This window comes from Kitasatospora sp. NPDC051853, assembly GCF_044452665.1.
Classification (GTDB): domain Bacteria; phylum Actinomycetota; class Actinomycetes; order Streptomycetales; family Streptomycetaceae; genus Kitasatospora.
In genome coordinates this window covers 164,025-184,199 of sequence record NZ_JBITBY010000011.1, presented here as the reverse complement: position 1 = coordinate 184,199, position 20,175 = coordinate 164,025, and the positions used below count along the sequence as shown (strand labels likewise).

The window sequence follows — 20,175 nt, the reverse complement described above, 5'->3', positions numbered from 1 at the left end:
GGTGTCAGATTAGGTGCAAATCCGACATATCGGCTCACTTGACCGGAGGTGTCGCGCCGTCAGGAGGGGGAGATCAGAGCCCGCTGTCCGGCTCGAAGTGGATCACCACGGCCTTGGAGGTCGGCGTGTTGCTGATCTCGGCGGTGGAGTCCAGCGGCACCAGCACGTTGGTCTCCGGGTAGTACGCCGCCGCCCCGCCCCGGGCCACCGGGTAGTGCACCACCTGGAAGTGCGGGGCCCGCCGCTCGGAGCCGTCCCGCCACTCGCTCACCAGGTCGGTGTAGGCGCCCTCGGCCAGGCCCAGCTCCGCCGCGTCCGCCGGGTTGACCAGGACCACCCGGCGGCCGCCGGAGATGCCCCGGTAGCGGTCGTCCAGGCCGTAGATCGTGGTGTTGTACTGGTCGTGCGAGCGCAGGGTCTGGAGCAGCAGCCGGCCCTCGGGGACCACCGGGGCGGTCAGCGGGTTGACGGTGAAGTTGGCCTTCCCGGTGTGGGTGGGGAAGGTGCGGCTGTCCCGGGGGCCGTGCGGCAGCGCGAAGCCGCCGGGGGCCCGGACCTTGGCGTTGTAGTCGTCGAAGCCGGGGACCACCCGGGAGATCCGGTCCCGGACGGTGTCGTAGTCCTCGGCGAACGCCTCCCAGGGCAGCTCGTCCTGCTCCCCGAAGACCGCCCGGGCCAGCCGGCAGACGATGGCCGGCTCGGAGAGCAGCTCCTCGGACGGCGGGCGCAGGCCGCCCCGCGAGGAGTGCACCATGCCCATCGAGTCCTCGACGCTGACGAACTGGGCGCCGGCCGCCGTCCAGTCCCGGTCGGTGCGGCCCAGGGTGGGCAGGATCAGCGCCCGGGCGCCGGTCACCACGTGGGAGCGGTTGAGCTTGGTGGAGACGTGCACGGTGAGCGCGCAGCGGCGCATCGCCGCCTCGGTCACCTCGGTGTCCGGGGTGGCCGCGACGAAGTTGCCGCCCATCGCGAAGAAGACCTTCACCTTGCCGTCCCGCATGCCCCGGATGGTGTCCACCGAGTCCAGGCCGTGCTCGCGCGGCGGGGCGAAGCCGAACTCCTTCTCCAGCGCGTCCAGGAAGGCCGGGGCGGGCCGCTCGAAGATGCCCATGGTGCGGTCGCCCTGCACGTTGCTGTGCCCGCGGACGGGGCAGACGCCGGCGCCCGGCTTGCCGACGTTGCCGCGCAGCAGCAGGAAGTTGACGACCTCCCGGATGGTCGGCACCGCGTGCCGGTGCTGGGTCAGGCCCATCGCCCAGCAGACGATCACCTTGCGGGAGGAGAGGGTCAGCTCGGCCAGCCGGCGGATCTGCTCCCAGGGCAGCCCGGTGGCGGCCAGCACCTCCGCCTTGGTGGTGGCGACGGCCTCGGCGGCGAACTCCTCGAAGCCGTGGCAGTGCTCCTCGACGAAGGCGCGGTCCACGCCGTCCGGGGCGGCCAGGATCAGCTGGTTGAGCGCCCGGAAGAGCGCGAGGTCGCCGCCGAGGCGGATCTGCAGGAACAGGTCGGTGAGCTTGGTGCCGTTGCCGGCCAGACCGCGGGCGTTCTGCGGGTTCTTGAACCGCTCCAGGCCCGCCTCGGGGAGCGGGTTGACGCTGACGATGGTGGCGCCGGCCCGCTTGGCCCGCTCCAGGGCGGAGAGCATCCGGGGGTGGTTGGTGCCCGGGTTCTGCCCCGCCACGATGATCAGGTCGGCCTGGTAGAGGTCCTTGAGGCTGACGCTGCCCTTGCCGACGCCCAGCGTCTCCACCAGCGCCGAGCCGGAGGACTCGTGGCACATGTTGGAGCAGTCGGGAAGGTTGTTGGTGCCCAGGCGGCGGGCGAACAGCTGGTAGAGGAACGCGGCCTCGTTGCTGGTCCGGCCGGAGGTGTAGAACGCGGCCTCGTCGGGGGAGTCGAGCCGCTTCAACTCCTCGGCGGTGATGGCGAAGGCGCGCTCCCAGGAGACCGGCGTGTAGTGGCTCGCGCCCTCCTCCAGCAGCATCGGCTCGGTGAGGCGGCCCTGCTGGCCGAGCCAGTAGCCGGAGCGCTCGGCCAGCGCCTCGACGGAGTGCTCGGCGAAGAAGGCCCGGGTGATCCGGCGCTCGGTGGCCTCCTCGGCCACCGCCTTGGCGCCGTTCTCGCAGAACTCGGCGGTGTGCGTCTTGCCGGGCTCCGGCCAGGCGCACCCGGGGCAGTCGAAGCCGTCGGGCTGGTTCACCTTGCTCAGGGTGGCCAGCACCCGCTTGGGGCTCATCTGCTCGGCGGCCATCCGCAGGCTGTGGCCGACGGCGGGCAGGCCGGCCGCCGCGTGCTTCGGGTCGGTGACCTTCGCCCGGTCCTGCGCGGGGTCGACCTGCGGCGGCTGCTTCGCCATGACGTCCTACTTCCTCGTACGGACCACTGCGCCTCCATCGTAGGTGCGGGTTGCAAGAGTGGGCCGCTCGGTAGGGCAGCGACCCAGGGGCGCGAGGAACTGCGCGAATCGGAAGGCGGCGCACCGGCAACTGAACCGCCGTCAGCCGGTTGCACGTGCTGCCGTTCCCCCGCGCGCAGTTCCTCGCGCCCCTAGGGCGCTGCAACTGGACGTCGCGCCGACAACTCCGTCAGCAGCCTGCGGGCGACCGCGTCGTTCTGGCGGAAGCCCGGGGCGTTGGTGCGGGGGCGGGCGAAGGCGGTGTGGGCGCGGGAGGTGGTGTAGGGGCCGAGGGCGGTGCGGCGGGGGTGGGGGGTGCCGTCGGGGGAGAGGACGCGGGCGTCGGCGGGGTCGACGAGGAGCAGGCCGGTGGCGGGTTGGGCGGCGGCGGCTCCGGTGGAGAGGAGGCCGCGCAGGACGGGGTCGGTGGAGCGGTCCAGGGTGTGTTCGGGGAGGTAGCACTCGATCAGGGCGGTGCCGTGCACCACGTGCCCCGGCACGGTGGGGCTGGTGGCGGTGAAGGTGCCGCTCCGTTCGTCGGTGCCGACGGACAGGTCGCCGCCGAGGAAGCGGACCACCCCCGCCTCGGCCAGTGCCACCAGCTCCCGCAGCCGGAAGCCCGGCGGGCCGGAGGCGAGGAAGCTGAAGAACCCGAACCACCACCCTTCCAGCTCCTCGGCCGTCGAACGGTCCGTCAGCCGCCCGGAGGCGGCCAGCCGCGGCAGTTGGCCGAAGAGCGAGAGCAGCGCCAGGAAGGCCCCGAGGTCGGCGCTGTGCGCGGGGTCGGCCCGCCGGTCGGCGTCCGCCTCGACGTGGGCCAGCAGGTGGGCCTGGAACTCCTCGGGCGTGAACTCCCGCCCCGCCAGCGGCCGGTCCAGCCGCTCGAAGTCCAGCCGGTCCGCCGGGTCCGGCAGGGCCTTCGCCACCAGCTCGGCCAACTCGGCGTCGTACCAGCCCAGTCGGTCGTACTCCGCGAGGAACTCCGGCCAGTCGAGGGTGACCCGCGAGGGGTGGGCGTGGAAGAGCTCGTGGTAGTGGCCGAAGCCGATCTCCTTGGCCATCAACGGCCAGGCGTCCCGCCGGAGTTCGAGCGCGCCCTCGCGGTCGAGCAGCCCGTCGACCGCGGCCCGGTCGAAGTAGCGGGGGAGCGGGGCGGGTGGCCCTTGGAGCCGGTAGCCGGTCTTGGAGTGGTACGGGACGCCGCGCCGCGAGCCGACGTGCAGCACCGGCTCGGCGCCGGAGGGCAGGTAGCGCAGGCGCCCGTCGGGGCCCTCCTCGTACCGGCCGCCGCGGCCCTCGGTGAGCAGGACCAGCAGGTCGACGAAGGCCAGGCCGAAGCCCCGGACCAGGACCTGCTCGCCGGGGGCGAGGCCGCTGAGGTCGGCGTCGGCGGTGAAGGCGGGCGGCAGGTGGGCGAGGCCGTGGCGGTCGGCGAAGGCGGCGAATCGGGCGTGCCGGGGGTCGGGTTCGGCGGCCAGGTGGCCGAGGGTGAGCACCACCTGGTCGGCGGTCAGCACCCGGTCGGAGAGCTCGACCAGTTGGGGGCCGTCGGCCGGGCCGGTGACGGAGAGCACGGTGTCCCGGTGGACGGTGAGGGTGGCCTGCGGGGGCAGTTCGGCGACGGCCCGGCGGAACACCCAGTCCAGGTAGGCGCTCTGGGCCCGCCGGGTCGGGAAGTCGGTGGGTGCCAGGGCGCGCAGCTCGGCCTCCACGGCGGCCGAGGCCACCGGCTGGTACGGGGCGAACTCCTCCTGGTGCGGGGCCCATTCGGCCAGCGAGGGCCCGGGGCGGACCGGTCCGTCGACCACCGAGCGCTCGTCGGTGAACATGGTGACGTCCTCGGCCATCGAGTTCATCCGCAGCAGTGCGGACTGCTCGTGCCGCCAGATCCGGCCGGGGCCGGCCGGGTGCGGGTCCACCAGGTGGATGTCCAGGGGGTGGTCCGGGGGGAGGAGCCCGTCCGCGTTGGCGGCGATCCGCTCCAGCAGGCCGGTGGCCCGGGGGCCGGCGCCGACGATCACCAGGGTGCTCATGCCCGGACCCCCGCCCGGGTCACGAGGGTCCGCAGCCGCTGGAGCGGGGTGGGTGGCAGCCCGCCCCGGCTGCTGCCGCGCGCGTAGTACCGCTCCAGGTAGTACTGGCCGACCGAGAGCAGGCTGGTCACCGCGATGTACCAGAGGGTGGCCACCAGCAGCAGCGGGATCACCTGGTAGGTCTGGTTGTAGATCAACTGGGCGGAGTAGAGCAGGTCCTGGACGGCCAGCACGGAGACGATGCTGGTGCCCTTGAGGGTGCCGATCAGCATGTTCCCGGCGGTCGGCACGATCGAGCGCATGGCCTGCGGGACGACGATCCGGCGCAGCACCCGGGCCCGGCCCAGGCCCAGTGCCTGGGCGGCCTCCAGCTGGCCGTGGTCCACCGAGAGGATGCCGCCGCGGACCACCTCGGCGGCGTAGGCGGCCTCGTGCAGGGTCAGGCCGATCACGGCGGTGAGGGTGGGGCCGAACAGGTCGACGGTCTTCACCGTGAGGAACTCCGGGCCGAACGGGAGGCCCAGGCCCACCGTCGGGTAGAGCGCGCCGATGTTGAACCAGAACAGCAGCTGGACCAGCAGCGGGGTGGACCGGAAGATCCAGACGAACCCCCAACTCAGGCTGCGCAGCAGTGGGTTGTCGGTCAGCCGGAGCACCGCGAGCAGGGTGCCGAGGGCGAAGCCGAGCACCATCACGGCGGCGGTCAGCCAGAGCGTGAGCAGCAGCCCCTGGGTGATCGCGGCGGTGGTGAAGTACTGCCCCACCACGTCCCACTGGAAGGCGCGGTTGCGCACCACCGAGTTGAGCACCAGGGCGAGCACCAGCAGGGCGAGCGCCGAGGCGGCCCACCGGCCCGGGCGGCGCCGGGGCACGATCGGCGGGTCGTCGGGCAGCGGGGTGGAGGTCTCGGGCGCGGGGGTGAGGACAACGGCCATGGGGCGGCTCCGGATCGGCGGGCCGCCGCGCCCGGCCGCGCCCCTCAACGCGTCCGGTTCCCGATCGTAGGCAGCCGACCCGCGCCGCTGTCAAGGCCGCCCGGAGCGGCCCGACGTTGCCTGCTGTGACCCGGCTGATAACAGAACATGAAGGAATCCCAGGGCAGTTGACGCCCCCTGAGGCCCGCTGTTCCACTCGGATCACCGGAGCCGCCCCCTGGGGCCGTCCGAAGCCTCCATCCCCGCCGCCGCGCACCCCCTCCCCTCGCACCGCCATGTCCGCACGTCCGAAAGGCCCGCCATGCCCGTCGAGTTCCTCGGTATCGCCGCCACCAACGACGGCTCGGAGACCAACCCCCGCAGTGGCGGCGCCTTCGACCGCGACTACACCCTGCGGCTGGCCCGCGCCCACGAGGACAACGGCTGGGACCGGGTGCTGTTCGCCTACGCGGCCGGCTCGCCCGACCCGGCTCCGGCGGCCGCGTACATCGCCTCGAAGCTGGACACCCTGCAGATCCTGCTGGCCCACCGGCCGAACGTCTCCTACCCGACCTTCGCCGCCAAGACCTTCGCCACCCTGGACCGGATCAGCGACGGCCGCCTGACGGTGCACTTCATCACCGGCGGCACCGACCAGGACCAGCGCCGCGAGGGCGACTACGTCACCAAGGACCAGCGGTACGACCGCACCCGGGAGTACATCGCCCTGGTGAAGAAGATCTGGACCACCACCAGCCGCTTCGACCACCACGGCGAGTACTACCGCTTCGAGGACTTCGTCGCCGACGTCTTCCCGGTCCAGCAGCCGCGCCCGCAGGTCTCGTTCGGGGGTTCCTCGGACGCCGCCTACGCGGCCGGCGGGGCCGAGGCCGACATCTTCTGCCTGTGGGGCGAGCCGCTGGCCCGCACCGCCGAGCAGATCGAGCGGGTCAGGCAGGCGGCGAAGGAGGCCGGGCGCACCGACGTCCCGAGGATCCAGGTGGCCTTCCGGCCGATCATCGCGCCGACCGAGGAGCTGGCCTGGGAGAAGGCGCACCGCACGGTGGACCGGATCCGCACCCGGGTCTCGGAGAGCGGCCTGCTGCTGCGCCCCAAGGGCGCGGAGGGCGAGTGGGCGCCGGAGAACACCGGCTCCCAGCGGCTGCTGGAGATCGCCGCCGCCGGCGAGCGCTACGACCGGGCCCTGTGGACCCCGACCGCCGCCGCGACCGGCGGCGCGGGCAACTCCAACGCCCTGGTGGGCACCCCGGAGACGGTCGCCCAGGCCCTGCTGGACTACTACGACCTGGGCGTGGACATCCTCTCCGCCCGGGGCTACGACCTGCTGGACGACGCCGTCGACTTCGGCCGGTACGTGATCCCGATCGTCCGCGAGGAGGTCGCCAAGCGGGACGCGGCCAAGGCGGCCGCCGGTGAGGCCGCCGCCGCATGACCGGCCTGCTGGAGGTCCGCCGGGTCCGGCTGGACGACCCGCTCGCCGAACCGCTGGTGCGCGAGCTCACCCACGAGTACGTCACGCGCTACGGCCCGGGCGGCGCCCAGGAGATGACCCGCTTCCCGGCCGCCGAGTTCGCCCCGCCGGACGGCACCCTGCTGCTCCTGCTGACGGACGGTCAGCCGGTGGCCGGCGGTGCCTACCGCCGGTACGAGGACGGGACGGCCGAGGTCAAGCGGATGTGGACGCACTCGGCGCACCGCCGTCGGGGCCTGGCCCGCCGGGTGCTGGCGGAGCTGGAGGCCGAGGCGGCGCGCACCGGCTACCGGCGGATGTACCTCACCACCGGCCCGCGCCAGCCCGAGGCCAAGGCGCTCTACCTGGCGGCCGGCTGGACCCCGCTGTTCGACCCCGCGGCCCCCGGCCCCGACACCGGCCCGCTCCCCTTCGAGAAGCACCTCCCCGGAAAGGCCCAGACCCCGTGAGACGCACCCCCGCCCTGACCGTCGCCGCCCTGCTGCCGCTGGCACTGGCCACCGCCTGCGGTTCCGGCCCGGCCAACGCCCCCTCCCCGGCCGGGAGTTCGGCGGTCGCGGCGGCGAGCCAGGACGTGGTCTCGGCGGTCGCCAAGTCCGACGCGGTGGCAGCCCTGCTGCCCGAGGAGGTCCGCAAGGCCGGCACGCTCAGGCTGGGCGGCTCCTCCGGCACCCCGCCGAGCGCCTTCTACCCGGACCCGGCGGTGAAGAAGGCGGCCGGGATCGACGTGGACTTCACCGACGCGGTGGCCAAGGTGCTGGGGATCCGGATCCAGCGCGAGGAGGCCGCCTTCGAGACCATCCTGCCCGCGCTGGACAGCGGGAAGTTCGACCTGGGCACCGGCAACTTCGGGGTGACCACCGCCCGGCTGAAGACCATCGACTTCGTCACCTACATCAACGACGGCCAGGGCTTCGCGGTGAAGAAGGACGACACCGCCCGGCAGCCGGTGAAGACCGTCGACGACCTCTGCGGACTGACCATCGGCACCGGCGTCGGCACCACCTTCGAGACCACCCTGAACGCCAAGAAGAACGTGTGCACCGACGCCGGCAAGAAGGCCTACGAGGTGCGCGCCTACTCCGACTCCGGCGCCACCCTGACCAGCCTCCAGCAGGGCAAGGTCGACCTGGTGATGTCCACCATCAACGGGCTGCGCCACCAGGCCGCCCAGCCCGCCTCCGGCACCCGCTTCCTCAGCGAGTTCCGCCGCCTGGACGTCGGCTTCGCCTTCAGGAAGGGCTCCGCGCTGACCCCGGCCTTCCAGGGGGCCGTCAACCAGCTGATCCAGGACGGCACCTACGCGAAGATCCTGGCCAAGTGGGGCACCCAGGAGTCGGCCATCCCGAAGTCCGAGATCAGCCCGCCCGAGAGGCCCTGACCATGACCGCGACCGTGACCGAGCGGCCGCCGCTGGCCGAGGACGACCTGGCCGACCTGCCCGTGGTGCCGGCCCGCCACCCCTGGCGGCTGGTGGCCGGGGTGCTGGCCCTGGTGGTGGTGGCCCAGTTCCTGCACGGGCTGGCCACCAACCCCGGCTGGGACTGGGCCACCTTCCGGGCCTTCGTGACCGCCGACACCATCCTGCGCTCCGTCGGGGTGACCCTCCAACTCACCCTCTACGGAACGGTGCTGGGCTTCGCCCTGGGCGCGGTGGTGGCCCTGCTGCGGCTCTCCCCGAGCCGGATCCTGCAGACCATCGCCTGGGCCTACGTCTGGGCGTTCCGCTCCATCCCGCTGATCGTCCAGCTGGTCTTCTGGTTCAACCTCTCCTACCTCTACAAGGAGTTCGGGTTCGGCATCCCGTTCGGGCCCACCGTGGTCAGCTTCGAGACCATGGACCTGCTCGGCGCGCTCGGCGCCGCCGTGCTCGGCCTGGCGCTGCACCAGGCCGCCTACGCCGCCGAGATCATCCGGGCCGGGGTGATCTCGGTGGAGGCCGGGCAGCTGGAGGCGGCCGCCGCGCTGGGCATCCCGAGGGCGCGCCAACTGCGCCGCATCGTGCTGCCGCAGGCCATGCGCGCCATCCTGCCGAACGCGGGCAACGAGGTGATCTCGCTCTTCAAGGGCTCCTCGATCGTCTACGTGATGGCGATCGGCGAACTCTTCTACCAGGTCCAGGTGGTCTACGGCCGGACCGGCCGGGTGGTGCCGCTGCTGATGGTGGCCACCGTCTGGTACGTGGTGCTGACCACCCTGCTCTCCATCGGCCAGTACTACCTGGAGCGCCACTTCGCCCGGGGTGCCGACCGCACCCCGCCGCCCACCCCGTGGCAGCAGCTGCGGTCGAGGCTCCGTCAGATCCCCGTCGCCGCAGGAGGCCGGACATGACCAGTACCGCCATGGTGGACGTCCGCGGCGTCCGCAAGTCCTTCGGCCGGCTGGAGGTGCTGCGCGGCGTGGACCTCCAGGTCGCCGCCGGGTCGGTCACCGTGGTGCTCGGCCCCTCCGGCTCCGGCAAGTCCACCCTGCTGCGGGCCATCAACCACCTGGAGAAGCTCGACCGCGGCCACGTCACCATCGACGGCGAGCTGATCGGCTACCGCCGCTCCGGCGGCAAGCTGTACGAGCTGAAGGAGCGTGAGGTGCTGCGCCAGCGCACCCACATCGGCTTCGTCTTCCAGAACTTCAACCTCTTCCCGCACCTCACCGTGCTGGAGAACGTCACCGAGGCCCCGGTCGGCGCGCTGCGCCGCTCCAAGGCCGAGGCCCGCGAGCAGGCGCTCGCCCTGCTCGGCCGGGTCGGCCTGGCCGACAAGGCCGACGCCTACCCGCGCCAGCTCTCCGGCGGCCAGCAGCAGCGCGTGGCCATCGCCCGGGCGCTGGCCCTGGAACCCAAGGTGCTGCTCTTCGACGAGCCCACCTCGGCGCTCGACCCGGAGCTGGTCGGCGAGGTGCTCGACGTCATCAAGGACCTGGCCGGGGCCGGCACCACGATGATCGTCGTCACCCACGAGATCGGCTTCGCCCGCGAGGTGGCCGACACGGTGGTCTTCATGGACGGCGGCGTGGTGGTCGAACAGGGCCCGCCCGCCGAGGTGCTGGACCGCCCGCAGCACGACAGAACCCGCAGTTTCCTCGCCAAGGTCCTCTGATCCGGATGGAGCCCATCACCGTGTCCGCGCACCGCCGTGCCCTCCTGGCCCTGCCCGCCGTCGCCCTGCTGCTCGCCGCCTGCGGCGGCCCCGCCCCGGCGGCGGAGAGCAAGGGGAACACCGCGCCGGACGGGACCGAGGTCAACCTGACGGCCGACCAGAAGCGCGTCACCACCGCCAAGGTGGACGCGATCGCCGCCCTCGTCCCGGAGGAGATCCGCAAGCGCGGCACGCTCAAGGTGGTCGACTCGCTCGGCACCGTGCCGCCGCTGGACTTCTACGCGGACGACAACAAGACGATCATCGGGGTGGAGCCGGACATCGCCTTCCTGATCGGCGACGTGCTGGGCCTCAAGGTCGAGCTCAACCCGGTCTCCTGGGAGAACATCTTCGTCGGCCTGGACTCCGGCAAGTACGACCTGGGCCTGTCCAACATCACCGTCACCGAGGCCCGCAAGGAGAAGTACGACTTCGCCACCTACCGGCTGGACATCCTGGGCTTCGAGGCCAAGAAGGGCTCCGGCTGGAAGGTCACCGGCCCCAAGGACGTGGCCGGCAAGACCATCTCGGTCTCCTCCGGCACCAACCAGGAGAAGCTGCTGGTCGCCTGGAACGAGGAGAACGTCAAGGCCGGCCTCAAGCCGGTGGACATCAAGTACTTCCAGAACTCCTCCGACTACTACCTGGCGCTGGGCTCCGGCCGGATCGACGCCCACCTCGGGCCCAACCCGGTCGCCGCCTTCCACGCCGCGCAGACCGGCGAGACCGAGATCGTCGGCACCTACTCGGGTGCCGGCGCCCAGGTGCTCGGCAAGATCGGTGCCACCACCAAGAAGGACAACGGGCTGGTGAACGCGCTGCACCAGGCGCTGGACACCGTCATCAAGAACGGCAGCTACGGCCAGGTGCTCAAGCGCTGGGGCCTGGAGAACGAGGCCGTCCAGTCCTCCGAGCTCAACCCGCCCGGTCTGCCGAAGACCAACCAGTAGTCCGGAGTTCGCCTCCCGGCCGCCCGCGTGTGGTGGACTCGCCCCTACACGGAGGGACTTGGGGGAGCGCAGGATGCAGGCCGGGGACGTGCTGGACGGCAAGTACCGCTTGGTGGACGAGCTGGGCCGGGGTGGCTTCGGCGTGGTGTGGCGCGCCGAGGACACCCGGCTCGGGCGGGAGATCGCCGTCAAGGTGATCTCCGAGGCGGCCCACCGCAGCCCGGCCGACCTGGAGCGGTTCACCGACGAGGCGCGGGCGGTGGCCTCGCTGAACCACCCGCACATCGTCACCCTGCACGACCTGGGGGAGAGCGAGGGCCTGCACTTCCTGGTGATGGAGCTGGTCAAGGGCCGCTCGCTGTCCGCGCTGGCCCGCCAGGTGAAGCTCGAACTCCCGGAGGTGCTCCGGTGGTCGGGCCAGGTCTGCGAGGCGTTGGCGGCCGCCCACCGGGCCGGGGTGGTGCACCGGGACATCAAGCCGGAGAACATCATGATCGCCGACTCCGGCACCGCCAAGGTGCTGGACTTCGGCATCGCCCGGCTGGACGGCCGGGCGGCCGGGCTGACCACCGTCGGCACGGTGATCGGCAGCCCGCCCTACATGGCCCCCGAGCGCTGGACCGGCACCAAGGTGGACGGCCGCTCCGACCTCTACTCGGTCGGCTGCATCCTCTACGAACTCTGCGTCGGCAAGCCCCCGTTCGGCGCCGAGGAGGTCTGGGTGGTGATGCACGGCCACGTCTCCGCCCCACCGCCCCGGCCGCGCGAGCGGGTGCCGAGCCTGCCCGCCGAACTGGAGGAGCTGATCCTCGACCTGCTCGCCAAGGACCCGGAGCAGCGGCCCCCGGACGGCCTGACGGTGGCCCGCCGGCTGGCCGCCGTCCCGCTGACCACCGCGGCCGAGCTGCGGCAGCGGGCGGACGAGGCCTGGACGCTGGCCTCGGCCGGGGCCCCGGCCGAGGCGGCCCGCCGGCTCCGGCCGCTGGTCGGCGAGTTCTCCCGGGTCTGCGGCCCGCACGACCCGCGCACCCTGCGCGCCTGCCACGACCTGGCGCTCTGCCTGGCCGCCGACGGCCGGTACCCGGAGGCGGCCGGGCTGATGGCGGACGTGCTGGCCACCGGTGTCACCGGCCTGGTGGCCGAGGACGCCGCCCGCGACCTGGCCCGGTTCAGCGCCCGGCTGGGCGGCCAGGCGGGGCCGGCGGCTGGTCAACTCGCCCTGCTGGTGGGCCGGTGAGCACTTCCGGGACGCGCTCCAGCACGCCCGCGCCGAACACCTCGTACAGCGGCAGCGTCTCCAGGTGGACGTACCCGATGTGGCAGTCGCAGACCGGCAGCGGGCAGGGCCGCTCGGTCAGCGCGGCCCGGTAGGAGCCGTCGTAGAGGTTGCCGAGCGGGGCGCGGACGAAGTGGCAGCGCTGCACCGAGCCGTCGCCCGTCACCGAGACCACCGAGGAGCCGGTGCGGCAGGGGCGGCCCTCGCTGGGGTGCGGGTGGCGGCTGTAGGCGAAGAGCGGGTCGATTCCCTGCCAGTCGGCGGCCTCCGCGTCGGTGTACGTGCGGCCCTCGGCGGCGTTCACCCAGAGGTAGACGCCGGGGTCCAGCGCGGCGCGCAACTCCCGCGCCGGGGCCAGGTGTTCGGGCTGGCCGACGATGCCGACGCTGTACCGGACGCGGAGCGCGTCCAGCTCCCGGCACTTCGCCAGGAAGCGGTCCGGGGCGACCTGGCCGGGGTGGTACGTCACCCAGAGGGCGAGCGCGTCCAGGTCGGCCTCGGCCAGCCAGCCGGTGCGGCAGCTGAGGTTGGTCTGGATCGCCACCCGGCGCACGTTCGGCAGCCGGCTGAGCTCCACCATCGCCCGCCGGTACCAGGAGCGGACCAGCCCCTCGCCCCAGGGGGTGAAGAGCACCGAGAGCCCGGGCTGGGCCGGTGCCCAGGCGGTGAACCGCTCCAGCGCGGCCCGGTCCTCCCGCAGGGTCTGCGGGCTGTCCCGCCGCTTGGCGAACGGGCAGTACGGGCAGTCGTAGTCGCAGGAGGACAGCGGGCCCCGGTAGAGCACCGTCAACTCCGGTGGCACGGGCGCCGGTTGGCCGGGCAGGCCGAGGAAGGTGGTCATCGCAGCTCGTACTCCGCCATCGCGTCCGCCACCGCGGGGGAGAACAGCGCGGGGCCGACGGCGTCCGAGTACGCCAGCCCCTCGGCGGTCAGCGTCAGCCGCCCGCCGGCCCCGGCGAGCCAGCCGCGCCCGGCGAAGGAGGCCAGCTCGGCCGGGAAGTCCTCGGCCGGGGTGGAGCCGAACCGCCGCCGGTAGTCGTCGAGTTCGAGCCCCTCGGCCTGGAGCAGCGACTGCAGCAGATGGCGGCGGCGGGCCTCGTCGGCGGTCATCTCCCGGCCCACCTCGGCGTGCCCGAAGTCCTCGGTGGCCACGTAGGCGTCGATGATCGAACGCACCTCCTTCGGGTCCACCGCGTAGTCGAAGGAGTAGTGCAGCCGGGAGGTGTAGGAACGGGCGCCGCAGCCCAGCCCCACCATGCCGTCGGTCTGGCAGCTGTACTCGCCCGCCATCTCGGCGGGGGCGTCGGCCCGGCGGAACATCCGCATCGAGACCTGCCGGTACCCCTGCGCCAGCAGGTGGTCCCGCCCGGCCCGGTAGAGCGCCAGGCGGCGCCCGTCCCAGTCGTCCGGGGTCTCCCGGCGGGCCAGGCCGGTCAACGGCCGGACGTAGAGCGGGTAGAGGTAGAGCTCCTCCGGTCGCCAGGCCAGCGCCGCGTCCAGCGAGCGGAGCCAGCTGGCCCCGGTCTGGCCGTCGATGCCGTAGATCAGGTCGATGTTGAGCACCGGGAAACCGGCCGCCCGGATCCGGCCGAGCGCCGCCTCCACCTCGGCCCGCTTCTGCGGGCGGACGGCCGCCCGGGCCTCCTGGTCGTCGAAGGACTGCACGCCCAGGCTCAGCCGGGTGGTGCCGCGCTCGGCCAGCACCGCCAGCCGGTCGGCGGTGGCGGTGGCCGGGGAGGCCTCCACCGAGAGCGGCACGGCCCGCAGGTCCACGCCGGTGTGGCGCTCCGTCAGGTCGCAGAGCCGCTCCAGCTCACCCGCCGTCAGGTAGGTCGGGGTGCCGCCGCCGAAGGCCGCCAGGGCGAACCGGGCCCCCTCGTCCAGCGCGGCCCGGACCGCGACGGCCTGCCGCTCCAGGGCGTCCAGGTAGGCGGTGGTCAGGCCCTCCGGGCTGCCGATCCGGGTGAAGAGGTTGCAGAAGCCGCAGCGCACCTCGCAGAACGGGACGTGCACGTAGAGCGAGAGCGCCTGCTGCGGCTCGCCCCGCCAGAGCTCGCCGAGCTCCGGGCGCGGGTCGAGCGGGCGGTAGGCGGTCTTGTGCGGGTAGGCGTAGACGTAGGACTGGTAGGGCCTCATGCGGGGCTGTGCTCCAGGAAGCTGTGCTGGTCCAGAAAGAAGTGGGCGTAGGGCACCGTCCAGACCACCTCGTGGCCGATCCGGTGGCCGGTGTAGCCGTCCTCGCCGTAGGCGGTGCCGTGGTCCGAGCAGACGACGGCGAAGCAGGGCCGCCGGGCGCTCATCGCGGCGAACAGGCGGCCGACGTGGGCGTCCACGTACTCCAGCGCGGCGGCGTGGCTGGCCCGGGTGTCGCCGTCCTCGCGGGTGGCGCCGGGCAGGTGGAACCAGTTGGGCTGGTGCAGGGCGGAGACGTTGAGCAGCAGGAAGAGCGGCTGCTCCGGCGGCTGCCGGGCCGCCACCCGCTCGGCGCACGCCACCTGGGCCTCGAAGGAGACGGGGGAGGGGACGCCGAACTCCGGTTCCCAGTGGCTCTCCTGGAACATCCCGGGCAGCACCGAGCCGAGCGGGCCCTGCTTGTTGAAGAAGCCGACCCCGCCGATGCAGACCGTCCGGTACCCGGCGCCGGCCAGGGCGGAGGGCAGGTCGGGGGCGTCGAAGACCCAGGTCCGCTCGGCGGTGGTCTCCGAGCCGCCGAACCGGGCCGCGAACAGGCGCGGGTGCGGGCCGTCCGGCGAGGCCGGGGTGGGCAGGAAGCCGGCCAGGATCGCCTGGTGGGCGGCGTAGGTGAAGCTGCCGGGGGAGTGCCGGCGCTCCCAACGGCCGCCCGGGAGCACGGCGGTGAGGTTCGGCAGCCGGCCGGCCGCGGCCAGCTCCTCGGCCACGTCGAAGCGGAGCGTGTCCAGGGTGACCAGCAGCAGGTCGTGGCTGCCGACCACGTCGTTCATGTCAGGTGTCGTCATGGTTCTCCGAGCAGCGCCGCGACCTGGGCGCCGTAGGTGTCGAGCCCGGGGGCGGGGCCCTCGGGGAGGCCGGGCAGATCGGGCAGCAGGTCGCCGAAGGCGTTCACCTCGCCGACCTGCCAGCGCCGCCAGCCGGCCGAGGGCAGCACGTCCACGCCCGCCATCGGCAGGCCGGGCAGGCAGGCGGCGACCCGTTCGCCCAGCTCCAGCAGCCCGGCCCAGTGCGGCCCGGCGGCGGCCCGCAGCTCCGTCAGACCGCCCCGGCGGCCGCCCAGGTGAAGGTTGGTCAGCGGACCGGCGGCCGTCCTGGCCACCACGTGGGTGACCCGGCCAGCCACCACGACCAGCCGCAGGTCGGCCGAGCGGCCGCCCAGCGCGGCCTTCGGCACCCACTGCTCCACGTGCAGGCGGTCCGGGGCCAGCCGGTCCACGATCGCGGCGATCTCCGCCTCGTCGGTGTAGCGGCGGACCCGGAGCGAGTTGTGCAGCCCGTCCGGGGTGAGCTCCACCGAGGTGGTGGCGTGCACCCGGCCGCGCGGGCCGAACTCCAGCGCCAGCACCCCGGCGGCGGAGGAGCCGTGCGCCGGCTTCACGAAGACCCGGCGCAGCCCCGCCTCCGCCAGCCGCCCGCGCAGCCCGTCCCACCCCTCGACCGGCCCGCCGCCGAGCGCCCGGGGCACCGGGACGCGGTGAGCCGTCATCAACCCGTGGGTGGCCCGCTTGTCGCAGACCACGGCCACCTGGGCCGGGTCGGCCAGCAGCCGGGCACCGGGCGCACGGGCGACCGCCCCGGCGAGGACGTCCAGGCCGCGCAGCAGCCCGGCGTACCAGGCGGCGCTGCCCTCGACCCGGGTCGGCGCGTACCCGGGGCCGCGCAGCAGCGCGTCCACCTCCGGGTCCTCGCCGGGGGAGTCCACCCGGACGGCGGCGCCGTCCGGCACCCGGACCTCGCCGCGCAGCACCTCGCGCCAGGGCAGCAGCACCGGCCCGGGCAGCCCGGCCGCCCGGACCGCCGCCGCGAAGAGCTCGACCCGGCGGTGGCCCGGGTGGCCGACGACCGCGAGACGGACGGTCATTCGCCGTTCGCCACGTACCGCCAGTCGTCCTCCGGGTCCTCGGCCTCCGAGAGGTCGAGCTCGACGCCGGGCAGGGCGGCGCGCAGCCGCTCCTGCATGCCCTGGGTGAGGTAGTGGTGGTGCAGGTCGAGGCGCTTCAGGTGGGTCAGCCCGAGCAGGGACTCGGCGCCCGCGTCGGTCAGGGTGCCCAGGGCCAGGCTCAGCCCCTCCAGACGCCGCGTCAGCGGTGCGGCGGCCAGCGCGGCGGCCAGCGCGTCCTGCCGCATGCCGTTCTCCAGCCCGAGGTGGCGCAGCGCCGGGAACAGCCCGCCGGAGAACAGCGGGGCGAGGTCCTCGTCGGTGGAGGTGGCGCCGTAGTCGGAGGTGCCGAGCCAGAACACCAGCCGCTCCAGCGCGGGCAGCTCGGAGGCCAGCACGGACCGCACCACCCCGCCCGGCAGACCGCCGGACTCGAAGCGCAGCGCCCGCAGCCGCTCGTGCTTCACCGGCTCCAGCTTCAGCCCGCCGTTGCCCTCGTAGTCGCCGTCGGCACCCCGGACCACCAGCTCCTCCAGCTCCGGGTACGCCGTCAGCAGCGGTGTGACGTCGTCCATCTGGAGCCAGGAGATCTCGCACTCCTCGAAGGTGACCTCGCCCAGGAAGAGCGCCCGCAGCTGCGGGAAGCGCCCCGCGTCGGCCGCCAGCGCGGCGACCACCGGGGTCACCAGCTCGTACTCCTCCTCCCACCACGGCCCGATCACCAGGGCCCGGACCCGGGTGGTGTCCACCGCCGCGGTGAACGCCGCCCAGACGGCCGCGAAGTCCTGGCCGCCCTCGTACTCCACCTGCACCCGCCAGGCCACCGACCCCGGGTCGGGCGTCGGGTCGGCCGTGCCCTCGTGGTCGGTGAAGTCGTGGACCGGGAGCCCGTGGAACTCCTCGATGTGCTTGCTGATCGCCATGGGGACCTGTCTACCAGTCAGGTCGGACGGAGCATCGGCGGCCCGCTGTCAAGCGTGCTGGACACCGATTCGGAGGCCCGGTGGCTTGGACGAATTGATAGGAATCCGCCCACTGGACACCTCTGGATCGCAGGCTCAGGCGGTTGATATACCTCGGATGCTCCTCCATGGCATGCGACGAACCAAGGTGGTGATGGGCAGTGAAGCTCCTCCGAGTCGGCCCCCAGGGCGCCGAGCGGCCCGTGGTGCTCGGTCACGACGGCACCGCGTACGACCTCTCCGGGCTCACCGGCGACATCGACGGGGCCTTCCTGGCCACCCTCGACCCGGCCGCGCTCGGCCGGGCCGTCGCGGCCGGCGAACTGCCGGTCACCTCGGTCGAGGGCGAGCGCACCGGCGCACCGGTCGCCCGTCCGGGCAAGGTGGTCGGGATCGGCCTCAACTACCGCGACCACGCGGCGGAGGCCGGAGCGGCGATACCGGCGGAGCCGGTGGTCTTCCTCAAGCCCTCCAACACGGTGGTCGGGCCCCACGACGAGGTACTGGTGCCGCGCGGCAGCACCAAGACCGACTACGAGGTCGAACTGGCCGTGGTGATCGGGCGGACGGCCCGGTACCTGGACGACCACGCGGCCGCCGCCGCGGTGATCGCCGGGTACGCGGTGGTCAACGACGTGACCGAGCGGGCCTTCCAGTTCGACCGGGGCGGCCAGTGGGACAAGGGCAAGTCCGCCGAGACCTTCACCCCGCTCGGGCCCTGGCTGGTCACCCCCGACGAGGTCGGGGACCCGCAGGCGCTCGGCCTGCGCCTCTGGGTCAACGGCGAGCTCCGGCAGGACGGCACCACCGCCGAGATGATCTTCCCGGTGGTCGAACTGGTCCGCTACCTCAGCCACTTCATGGTCCTCGACCCCGGCGACGTCATCGTCACCGGCACCCCCGCCGGCGTCACCCTCGGCCGCCCGGGGACCCCGTTCCTCCAGCCCGCCGACGTCGTCGAACTCGAGGTCGACGGCCTCGGCCGCCAACGCCAGGTCCTCGGCAAGGCCTGACCCCTCCGGGGCGCGGGGACGTACGTGGTTCCACCGGGCGCGTGAGAACGTACGTGGTCACACCGGGGGCGCGAGGAACTGCGCGAGTCGGAAGGCGGCTCACCTGCAACTGAGGGCACGTCAGCCAGTTGCAGGTGCTGCCGTTCCCCTGCGCGCAGTTCCCCGCGCCCCCGGCCTCACCGCGTACATCCCCCGCGCCCCTGAAAGCCCCTACGGGGCCATGCGTCGGAGCAGCGCCGCCGCCTGCGGGTCGTGCTCCAGGAGGGTGGCCAGGACGCCCGCGGTCTGCGGGTCGTGGGCCGCCGTCGCGGCGGTCATCACCACGAACTGGTCGGTCAGCCAGTCCCGCAGGGACTCGGGGTCGATCTGGCGGCCCTCGTCCAGCCAGCTCATGGCCGAGGCCTCGACCACGGAGATCCAGGAGCGGACCAGCAGCGTGAGCCGGGGCCCGGCGGCCTCCCGGACGCCGAGGTACCGCAGGGTCCGCCGCAGCGCGACCCGCCGCACCTCGTCCACGATCGCCCCGGTCCGCGCGGTCTCCACCACGGACCCGCCGCGCAGCAGGGCCCCGTACCCGGTGTGGTGCTCGGCGACGAACGAGAAATAGCTGTCCAGCACCGCCGCCAGCTGCCCGGTGGGCGTGCCGTCCGGCGGGACGGTGAACCGTCCGGCCAGCTCCTCCGCCGCGCTGCGCAGGGCGGCCTCGTACAGCTGCTGCTTGCCGGCGAAGTACCGGTAGACCAGGGGGCGGGAGGCGCCGGCCGCCTCGGCCACGTCGTCCAGGCTGACCTCCTCCGGCGGGCGGGAGGCGAACAGCTCCAGGGCCACCGCGATCAGCTGTTCCCGGCGCTGCTGCACCGGCAGCCGCCGGTACCCGGGCCGCTTGGCCGTCGTGGGCGCGCCCGTCTCCGCCGTCACCGCCGTCACGTCCGCGGTCACCGCCGCCGTCACCTCTGCCTCCGCGGAAGCCGGAGTCGTGGTCGGGATCGTCGCAGTCATGGCCGCCAGGGTAGCCGCCCACCCGGCCTCCACCCCTCCCCCGATCTGACCCGGTTTCGGCGGGTCAGCCCCGCAGAGCGGGACATAACGGACCATCATGTCAGCGGAGGCCGCACCAGCACGGGAGTCGGGTTGCAGGAGAGCGTGAACGAGCAGCCCGTGCGCCGGGGCGTGGCCGCCCGCGCGGGGCAGGCGGTCTGGCAGTACGTCAGGGCGGCCCCCGGCACCTACGTCTGGCTGCTGCTGCTCGCCTGCACCAGCTTCGTGGTGGCCAGGATGGACCCGGCCAACCTGGAGTGGTTCCTGGGGAAGCGGTCGACCAACATCGACCAGCTGCGCTCGCACCCGGTGCACGCCCTGCTGGCCAGTGCGATCTGGACCGAGTCGGCCTCCTTCCCCTTCTACTTCGTGATCTTCAACGTCTTCCACGTCCCGGCCGAGCGCTGGCTCGGCACCCTGCGCTGGCTGGCCGTCGCGCTCACCGCGCACGTGCTGGCCACCTTCGTCAGCGAGGGCATCGTCGCCTGGGGCGTGGACGCCGGACGGCTGCCGGAGAACATGGCCACCACGGTGGACGTGGGCGTCTCGTACGCGCTGGCCGGGGTCGAGGGCGTGCTCACCTACCGGTTCGCCGGGCGCTGGGCTTACGTGTACGGCGGCGGGCTGCTGTTCTTCTACCTGCTGCCGCTGATCACCTCGCACACCTTCACCGACCTCGGCCACTTCTGCTCGGTGCTGATCGGCCTGAGCTTCTACCGCTTCGCCCGGGGCCGCCCGGTCTGGGACCCGGTCGAGGCCTGGCGCTCCCTGCGCCGCCGGGGCGCCCCCCGGCGGCCCCCCCCCCCCGGTGCGGAGGGGGGAACACCCCCCCCCCCCGCCCCCCCCCCCCCCCCCCCCCCCCCACCCCCCCCCCCCCCCCCCCCCCCCCCCCCCGC

Annotated in this window: 17 protein-coding genes and 1 pseudogene; 9 read left to right on the top strand and 9 right to left on the bottom strand. The window is 73.5% G+C overall.

Going from position 1 to position 20,175, the window contains the following annotated elements:
- Positions 1–73: 73 nt before the first annotated feature.
- The 3 genes from ACIA8O_RS29665 to ACIA8O_RS29655 form a co-directional block, all read right to left on the bottom strand.
- Positions 74–2,356 carry an FdhF/YdeP family oxidoreductase gene (locus ACIA8O_RS29665; RefSeq protein ID WP_396297044.1) on the bottom strand — a complete coding sequence of 761 codons (2,283 nt, stop codon included), beginning with the start codon at positions 2,354–2,356 and terminating at the stop codon, positions 74–76.
- A 191-nt stretch (positions 2,357–2,547) separates the two neighbouring features.
- Positions 2,548–4,428 (bottom strand): FAD/NAD(P)-binding protein, encoded by a 1,881-nt coding sequence (locus ACIA8O_RS29660; protein WP_396297043.1) that lies wholly within the window; start codon positions 4,426–4,428, stop codon positions 2,548–2,550.
- On the bottom strand, positions 4,425–5,363 hold the full coding sequence (locus ACIA8O_RS29655; RefSeq protein WP_396297042.1) for an amino acid ABC transporter permease: 939 nt from the start codon (positions 5,361–5,363) through the stop codon (positions 4,425–4,427). The genes ACIA8O_RS29660 and ACIA8O_RS29655 overlap by 4 nt, the downstream gene beginning before the upstream one ends.
- A gap of 301 nt (positions 5,364–5,664) precedes the next feature.
- On the opposite strand from ACIA8O_RS29655, the gene ACIA8O_RS29650 reads away from it, so the two are divergent.
- From ACIA8O_RS29650 to ACIA8O_RS29620, 7 genes are read left to right on the top strand one after another with little or no spacing between them, the layout of a single operon-like run.
- Entirely contained in the window at positions 5,665–6,795 is a 1,131-nt protein-coding gene (locus tag ACIA8O_RS29650; protein ID WP_396297041.1) for an LLM class flavin-dependent oxidoreductase, read from the top strand.
- On the top strand, positions 6,792–7,283 hold the full coding sequence (locus tag ACIA8O_RS29645) for a GNAT family N-acetyltransferase (protein WP_396297040.1): 492 nt from the start codon (positions 6,792–6,794) through the stop codon (positions 7,281–7,283). Before ACIA8O_RS29650 ends, ACIA8O_RS29645 begins: the two co-directional genes overlap by 4 nt.
- Positions 7,280–8,215, top strand: a complete 936-nt coding sequence (locus ACIA8O_RS29640; RefSeq protein ID WP_396297039.1) for an ABC transporter substrate-binding protein — start codon at positions 7,280–7,282, stop codon at positions 8,213–8,215. The genes ACIA8O_RS29645 and ACIA8O_RS29640 overlap by 4 nt, the downstream gene beginning before the upstream one ends.
- Positions 8,216–8,217: 2 nt before the next feature.
- Positions 8,218–9,165 (top strand): amino acid ABC transporter permease, encoded by a 948-nt coding sequence (locus tag ACIA8O_RS29635; protein WP_396297038.1) that lies wholly within the window; start codon positions 8,218–8,220, stop codon positions 9,163–9,165.
- On the top strand, positions 9,162–9,929 hold the full coding sequence (locus ACIA8O_RS29630; RefSeq protein ID WP_396297037.1) for an amino acid ABC transporter ATP-binding protein: 768 nt from the start codon (positions 9,162–9,164) through the stop codon (positions 9,927–9,929). Before ACIA8O_RS29635 ends, ACIA8O_RS29630 begins: the two co-directional genes overlap by 4 nt.
- Before the next feature lie 5 nt (positions 9,930–9,934).
- Entirely contained in the window at positions 9,935–10,918 is a 984-nt protein-coding gene (locus ACIA8O_RS29625) for an ABC transporter substrate-binding protein (protein WP_396297036.1), read from the top strand.
- A 58-nt stretch (positions 10,919–10,976) separates the two neighbouring features.
- Positions 10,977–12,155, top strand: a complete 1,179-nt coding sequence (locus ACIA8O_RS29620) for a serine/threonine-protein kinase (protein WP_396297035.1) — start codon at positions 10,977–10,979, stop codon at positions 12,153–12,155.
- On the opposite strand, the gene ACIA8O_RS29615 is transcribed toward ACIA8O_RS29620, so the two are convergent.
- The 5 genes from ACIA8O_RS29615 to ACIA8O_RS29595 are packed head-to-tail and all read right to left on the bottom strand — an operon-like array spanning position 12,088 to position 17,189.
- The gene (locus tag ACIA8O_RS29615; RefSeq protein WP_396297034.1) at positions 12,088–13,035 is read right to left on the bottom strand and encodes an STM4011 family radical SAM protein; all 948 of its coding nucleotides are present in this window, start codon (positions 13,033–13,035) and stop codon (positions 12,088–12,090) included. The genes ACIA8O_RS29620 and ACIA8O_RS29615 overlap by 68 nt on opposite strands.
- Positions 13,032–14,330: an STM4012 family radical SAM protein gene (locus ACIA8O_RS29610; protein ID WP_396297033.1), complete on the bottom strand. Its 1,299-nt coding sequence runs from the start codon at positions 14,328–14,330 to the stop codon at positions 13,032–13,034. The genes ACIA8O_RS29615 and ACIA8O_RS29610 overlap by 4 nt, the downstream gene beginning before the upstream one ends.
- Positions 14,327–15,157, bottom strand: a complete 831-nt coding sequence (locus ACIA8O_RS29605) for an STM4013/SEN3800 family hydrolase (protein WP_396297194.1) — start codon at positions 15,155–15,157, stop codon at positions 14,327–14,329. The genes ACIA8O_RS29610 and ACIA8O_RS29605 overlap by 4 nt, the downstream gene beginning before the upstream one ends.
- 11 nt (positions 15,158–15,168) lie before the next feature.
- On the bottom strand, positions 15,169–16,248 hold the full coding sequence (locus ACIA8O_RS29600) for an STM4014 family protein (protein ID WP_396297032.1): 1,080 nt from the start codon (positions 16,246–16,248) through the stop codon (positions 15,169–15,171).
- Positions 16,245–17,189 carry an STM4015 family protein gene (locus ACIA8O_RS29595; protein WP_396297031.1) on the bottom strand — a complete coding sequence of 315 codons (945 nt, stop codon included), beginning with the start codon at positions 17,187–17,189 and terminating at the stop codon, positions 16,245–16,247. The genes ACIA8O_RS29600 and ACIA8O_RS29595 overlap by 4 nt, the downstream gene beginning before the upstream one ends.
- A gap of 200 nt (positions 17,190–17,389) precedes the next feature.
- Here ACIA8O_RS29595 and ACIA8O_RS29590 point away from each other — a divergent pair, with 200 nt between their 5' ends.
- Positions 17,390–18,241 carry a fumarylacetoacetate hydrolase family protein gene (locus ACIA8O_RS29590; RefSeq protein WP_396297030.1) on the top strand — a complete coding sequence of 284 codons (852 nt, stop codon included), beginning with the start codon at positions 17,390–17,392 and terminating at the stop codon, positions 18,239–18,241.
- Positions 18,242–18,451: 210 nt separating this feature from the next.
- On the opposite strand, the gene ACIA8O_RS29585 is transcribed toward ACIA8O_RS29590, so the two are convergent.
- Positions 18,452–19,159 carry a TetR/AcrR family transcriptional regulator gene (locus ACIA8O_RS29585; protein ID WP_396297193.1) on the bottom strand — a complete coding sequence of 236 codons (708 nt, stop codon included), beginning with the start codon at positions 19,157–19,159 and terminating at the stop codon, positions 18,452–18,454.
- A gap of 225 nt (positions 19,160–19,384) precedes the next feature.
- Here ACIA8O_RS29585 and ACIA8O_RS29580 point away from each other — a divergent pair.
- Positions 19,385–20,002 (top strand): annotated as a pseudogene (locus ACIA8O_RS29580) (rhomboid-like protein); the annotation flags it as partial.
- Positions 20,003–20,175 lie beyond the last annotated feature (173 nt).

Bases quoted from the DNA above. Each gene is read 5' to 3' on its own strand.
- ACIA8O_RS29665 (WP_396297044.1), bottom strand. From the start codon at position 2,356: ATGGCGAAGCAGCCGCCGCAGGTCGACCCCGCGCAGGACCGGGCGAAG.
- ACIA8O_RS29660 (WP_396297043.1), bottom strand. From the start codon at position 4,428: ATGAGCACCCTGGTGATCGTCGGCGCCGGCCCCCGGGCCACCGGCCTG.
- ACIA8O_RS29655 (WP_396297042.1), bottom strand. From the start codon at position 5,363: ATGGCCGTTGTCCTCACCCCCGCGCCCGAGACCTCCACCCCGCTGCCC.
- ACIA8O_RS29650 (WP_396297041.1), top strand. From the start codon at position 5,665: ATGCCCGTCGAGTTCCTCGGTATCGCCGCCACCAACGACGGCTCGGAG.
- ACIA8O_RS29645 (WP_396297040.1), top strand. From the start codon at position 6,792: ATGACCGGCCTGCTGGAGGTCCGCCGGGTCCGGCTGGACGACCCGCTC.
- ACIA8O_RS29635 (WP_396297038.1), top strand. From the start codon at position 8,218: ATGACCGCGACCGTGACCGAGCGGCCGCCGCTGGCCGAGGACGACCTG.
- ACIA8O_RS29630 (WP_396297037.1), top strand. From the start codon at position 9,162: ATGACCAGTACCGCCATGGTGGACGTCCGCGGCGTCCGCAAGTCCTTC.
- ACIA8O_RS29625 (WP_396297036.1), top strand. From the start codon at position 9,935: ATGGAGCCCATCACCGTGTCCGCGCACCGCCGTGCCCTCCTGGCCCTG.
- ACIA8O_RS29615 (WP_396297034.1), bottom strand. From the start codon at position 13,035: ATGACCACCTTCCTCGGCCTGCCCGGCCAACCGGCGCCCGTGCCACCG.
- ACIA8O_RS29610 (WP_396297033.1), bottom strand. From the start codon at position 14,330: ATGAGGCCCTACCAGTCCTACGTCTACGCCTACCCGCACAAGACCGCC.
- ACIA8O_RS29605 (WP_396297194.1), bottom strand. From the start codon at position 15,157: ATGAACGACGTGGTCGGCAGCCACGACCTGCTGCTGGTCACCCTGGAC.
- ACIA8O_RS29600 (WP_396297032.1), bottom strand. From the start codon at position 16,248: ATGACCGTCCGTCTCGCGGTCGTCGGCCACCCGGGCCACCGCCGGGTC.
- ACIA8O_RS29595 (WP_396297031.1), bottom strand. From the start codon at position 17,189: ATGGCGATCAGCAAGCACATCGAGGAGTTCCACGGGCTCCCGGTCCAC.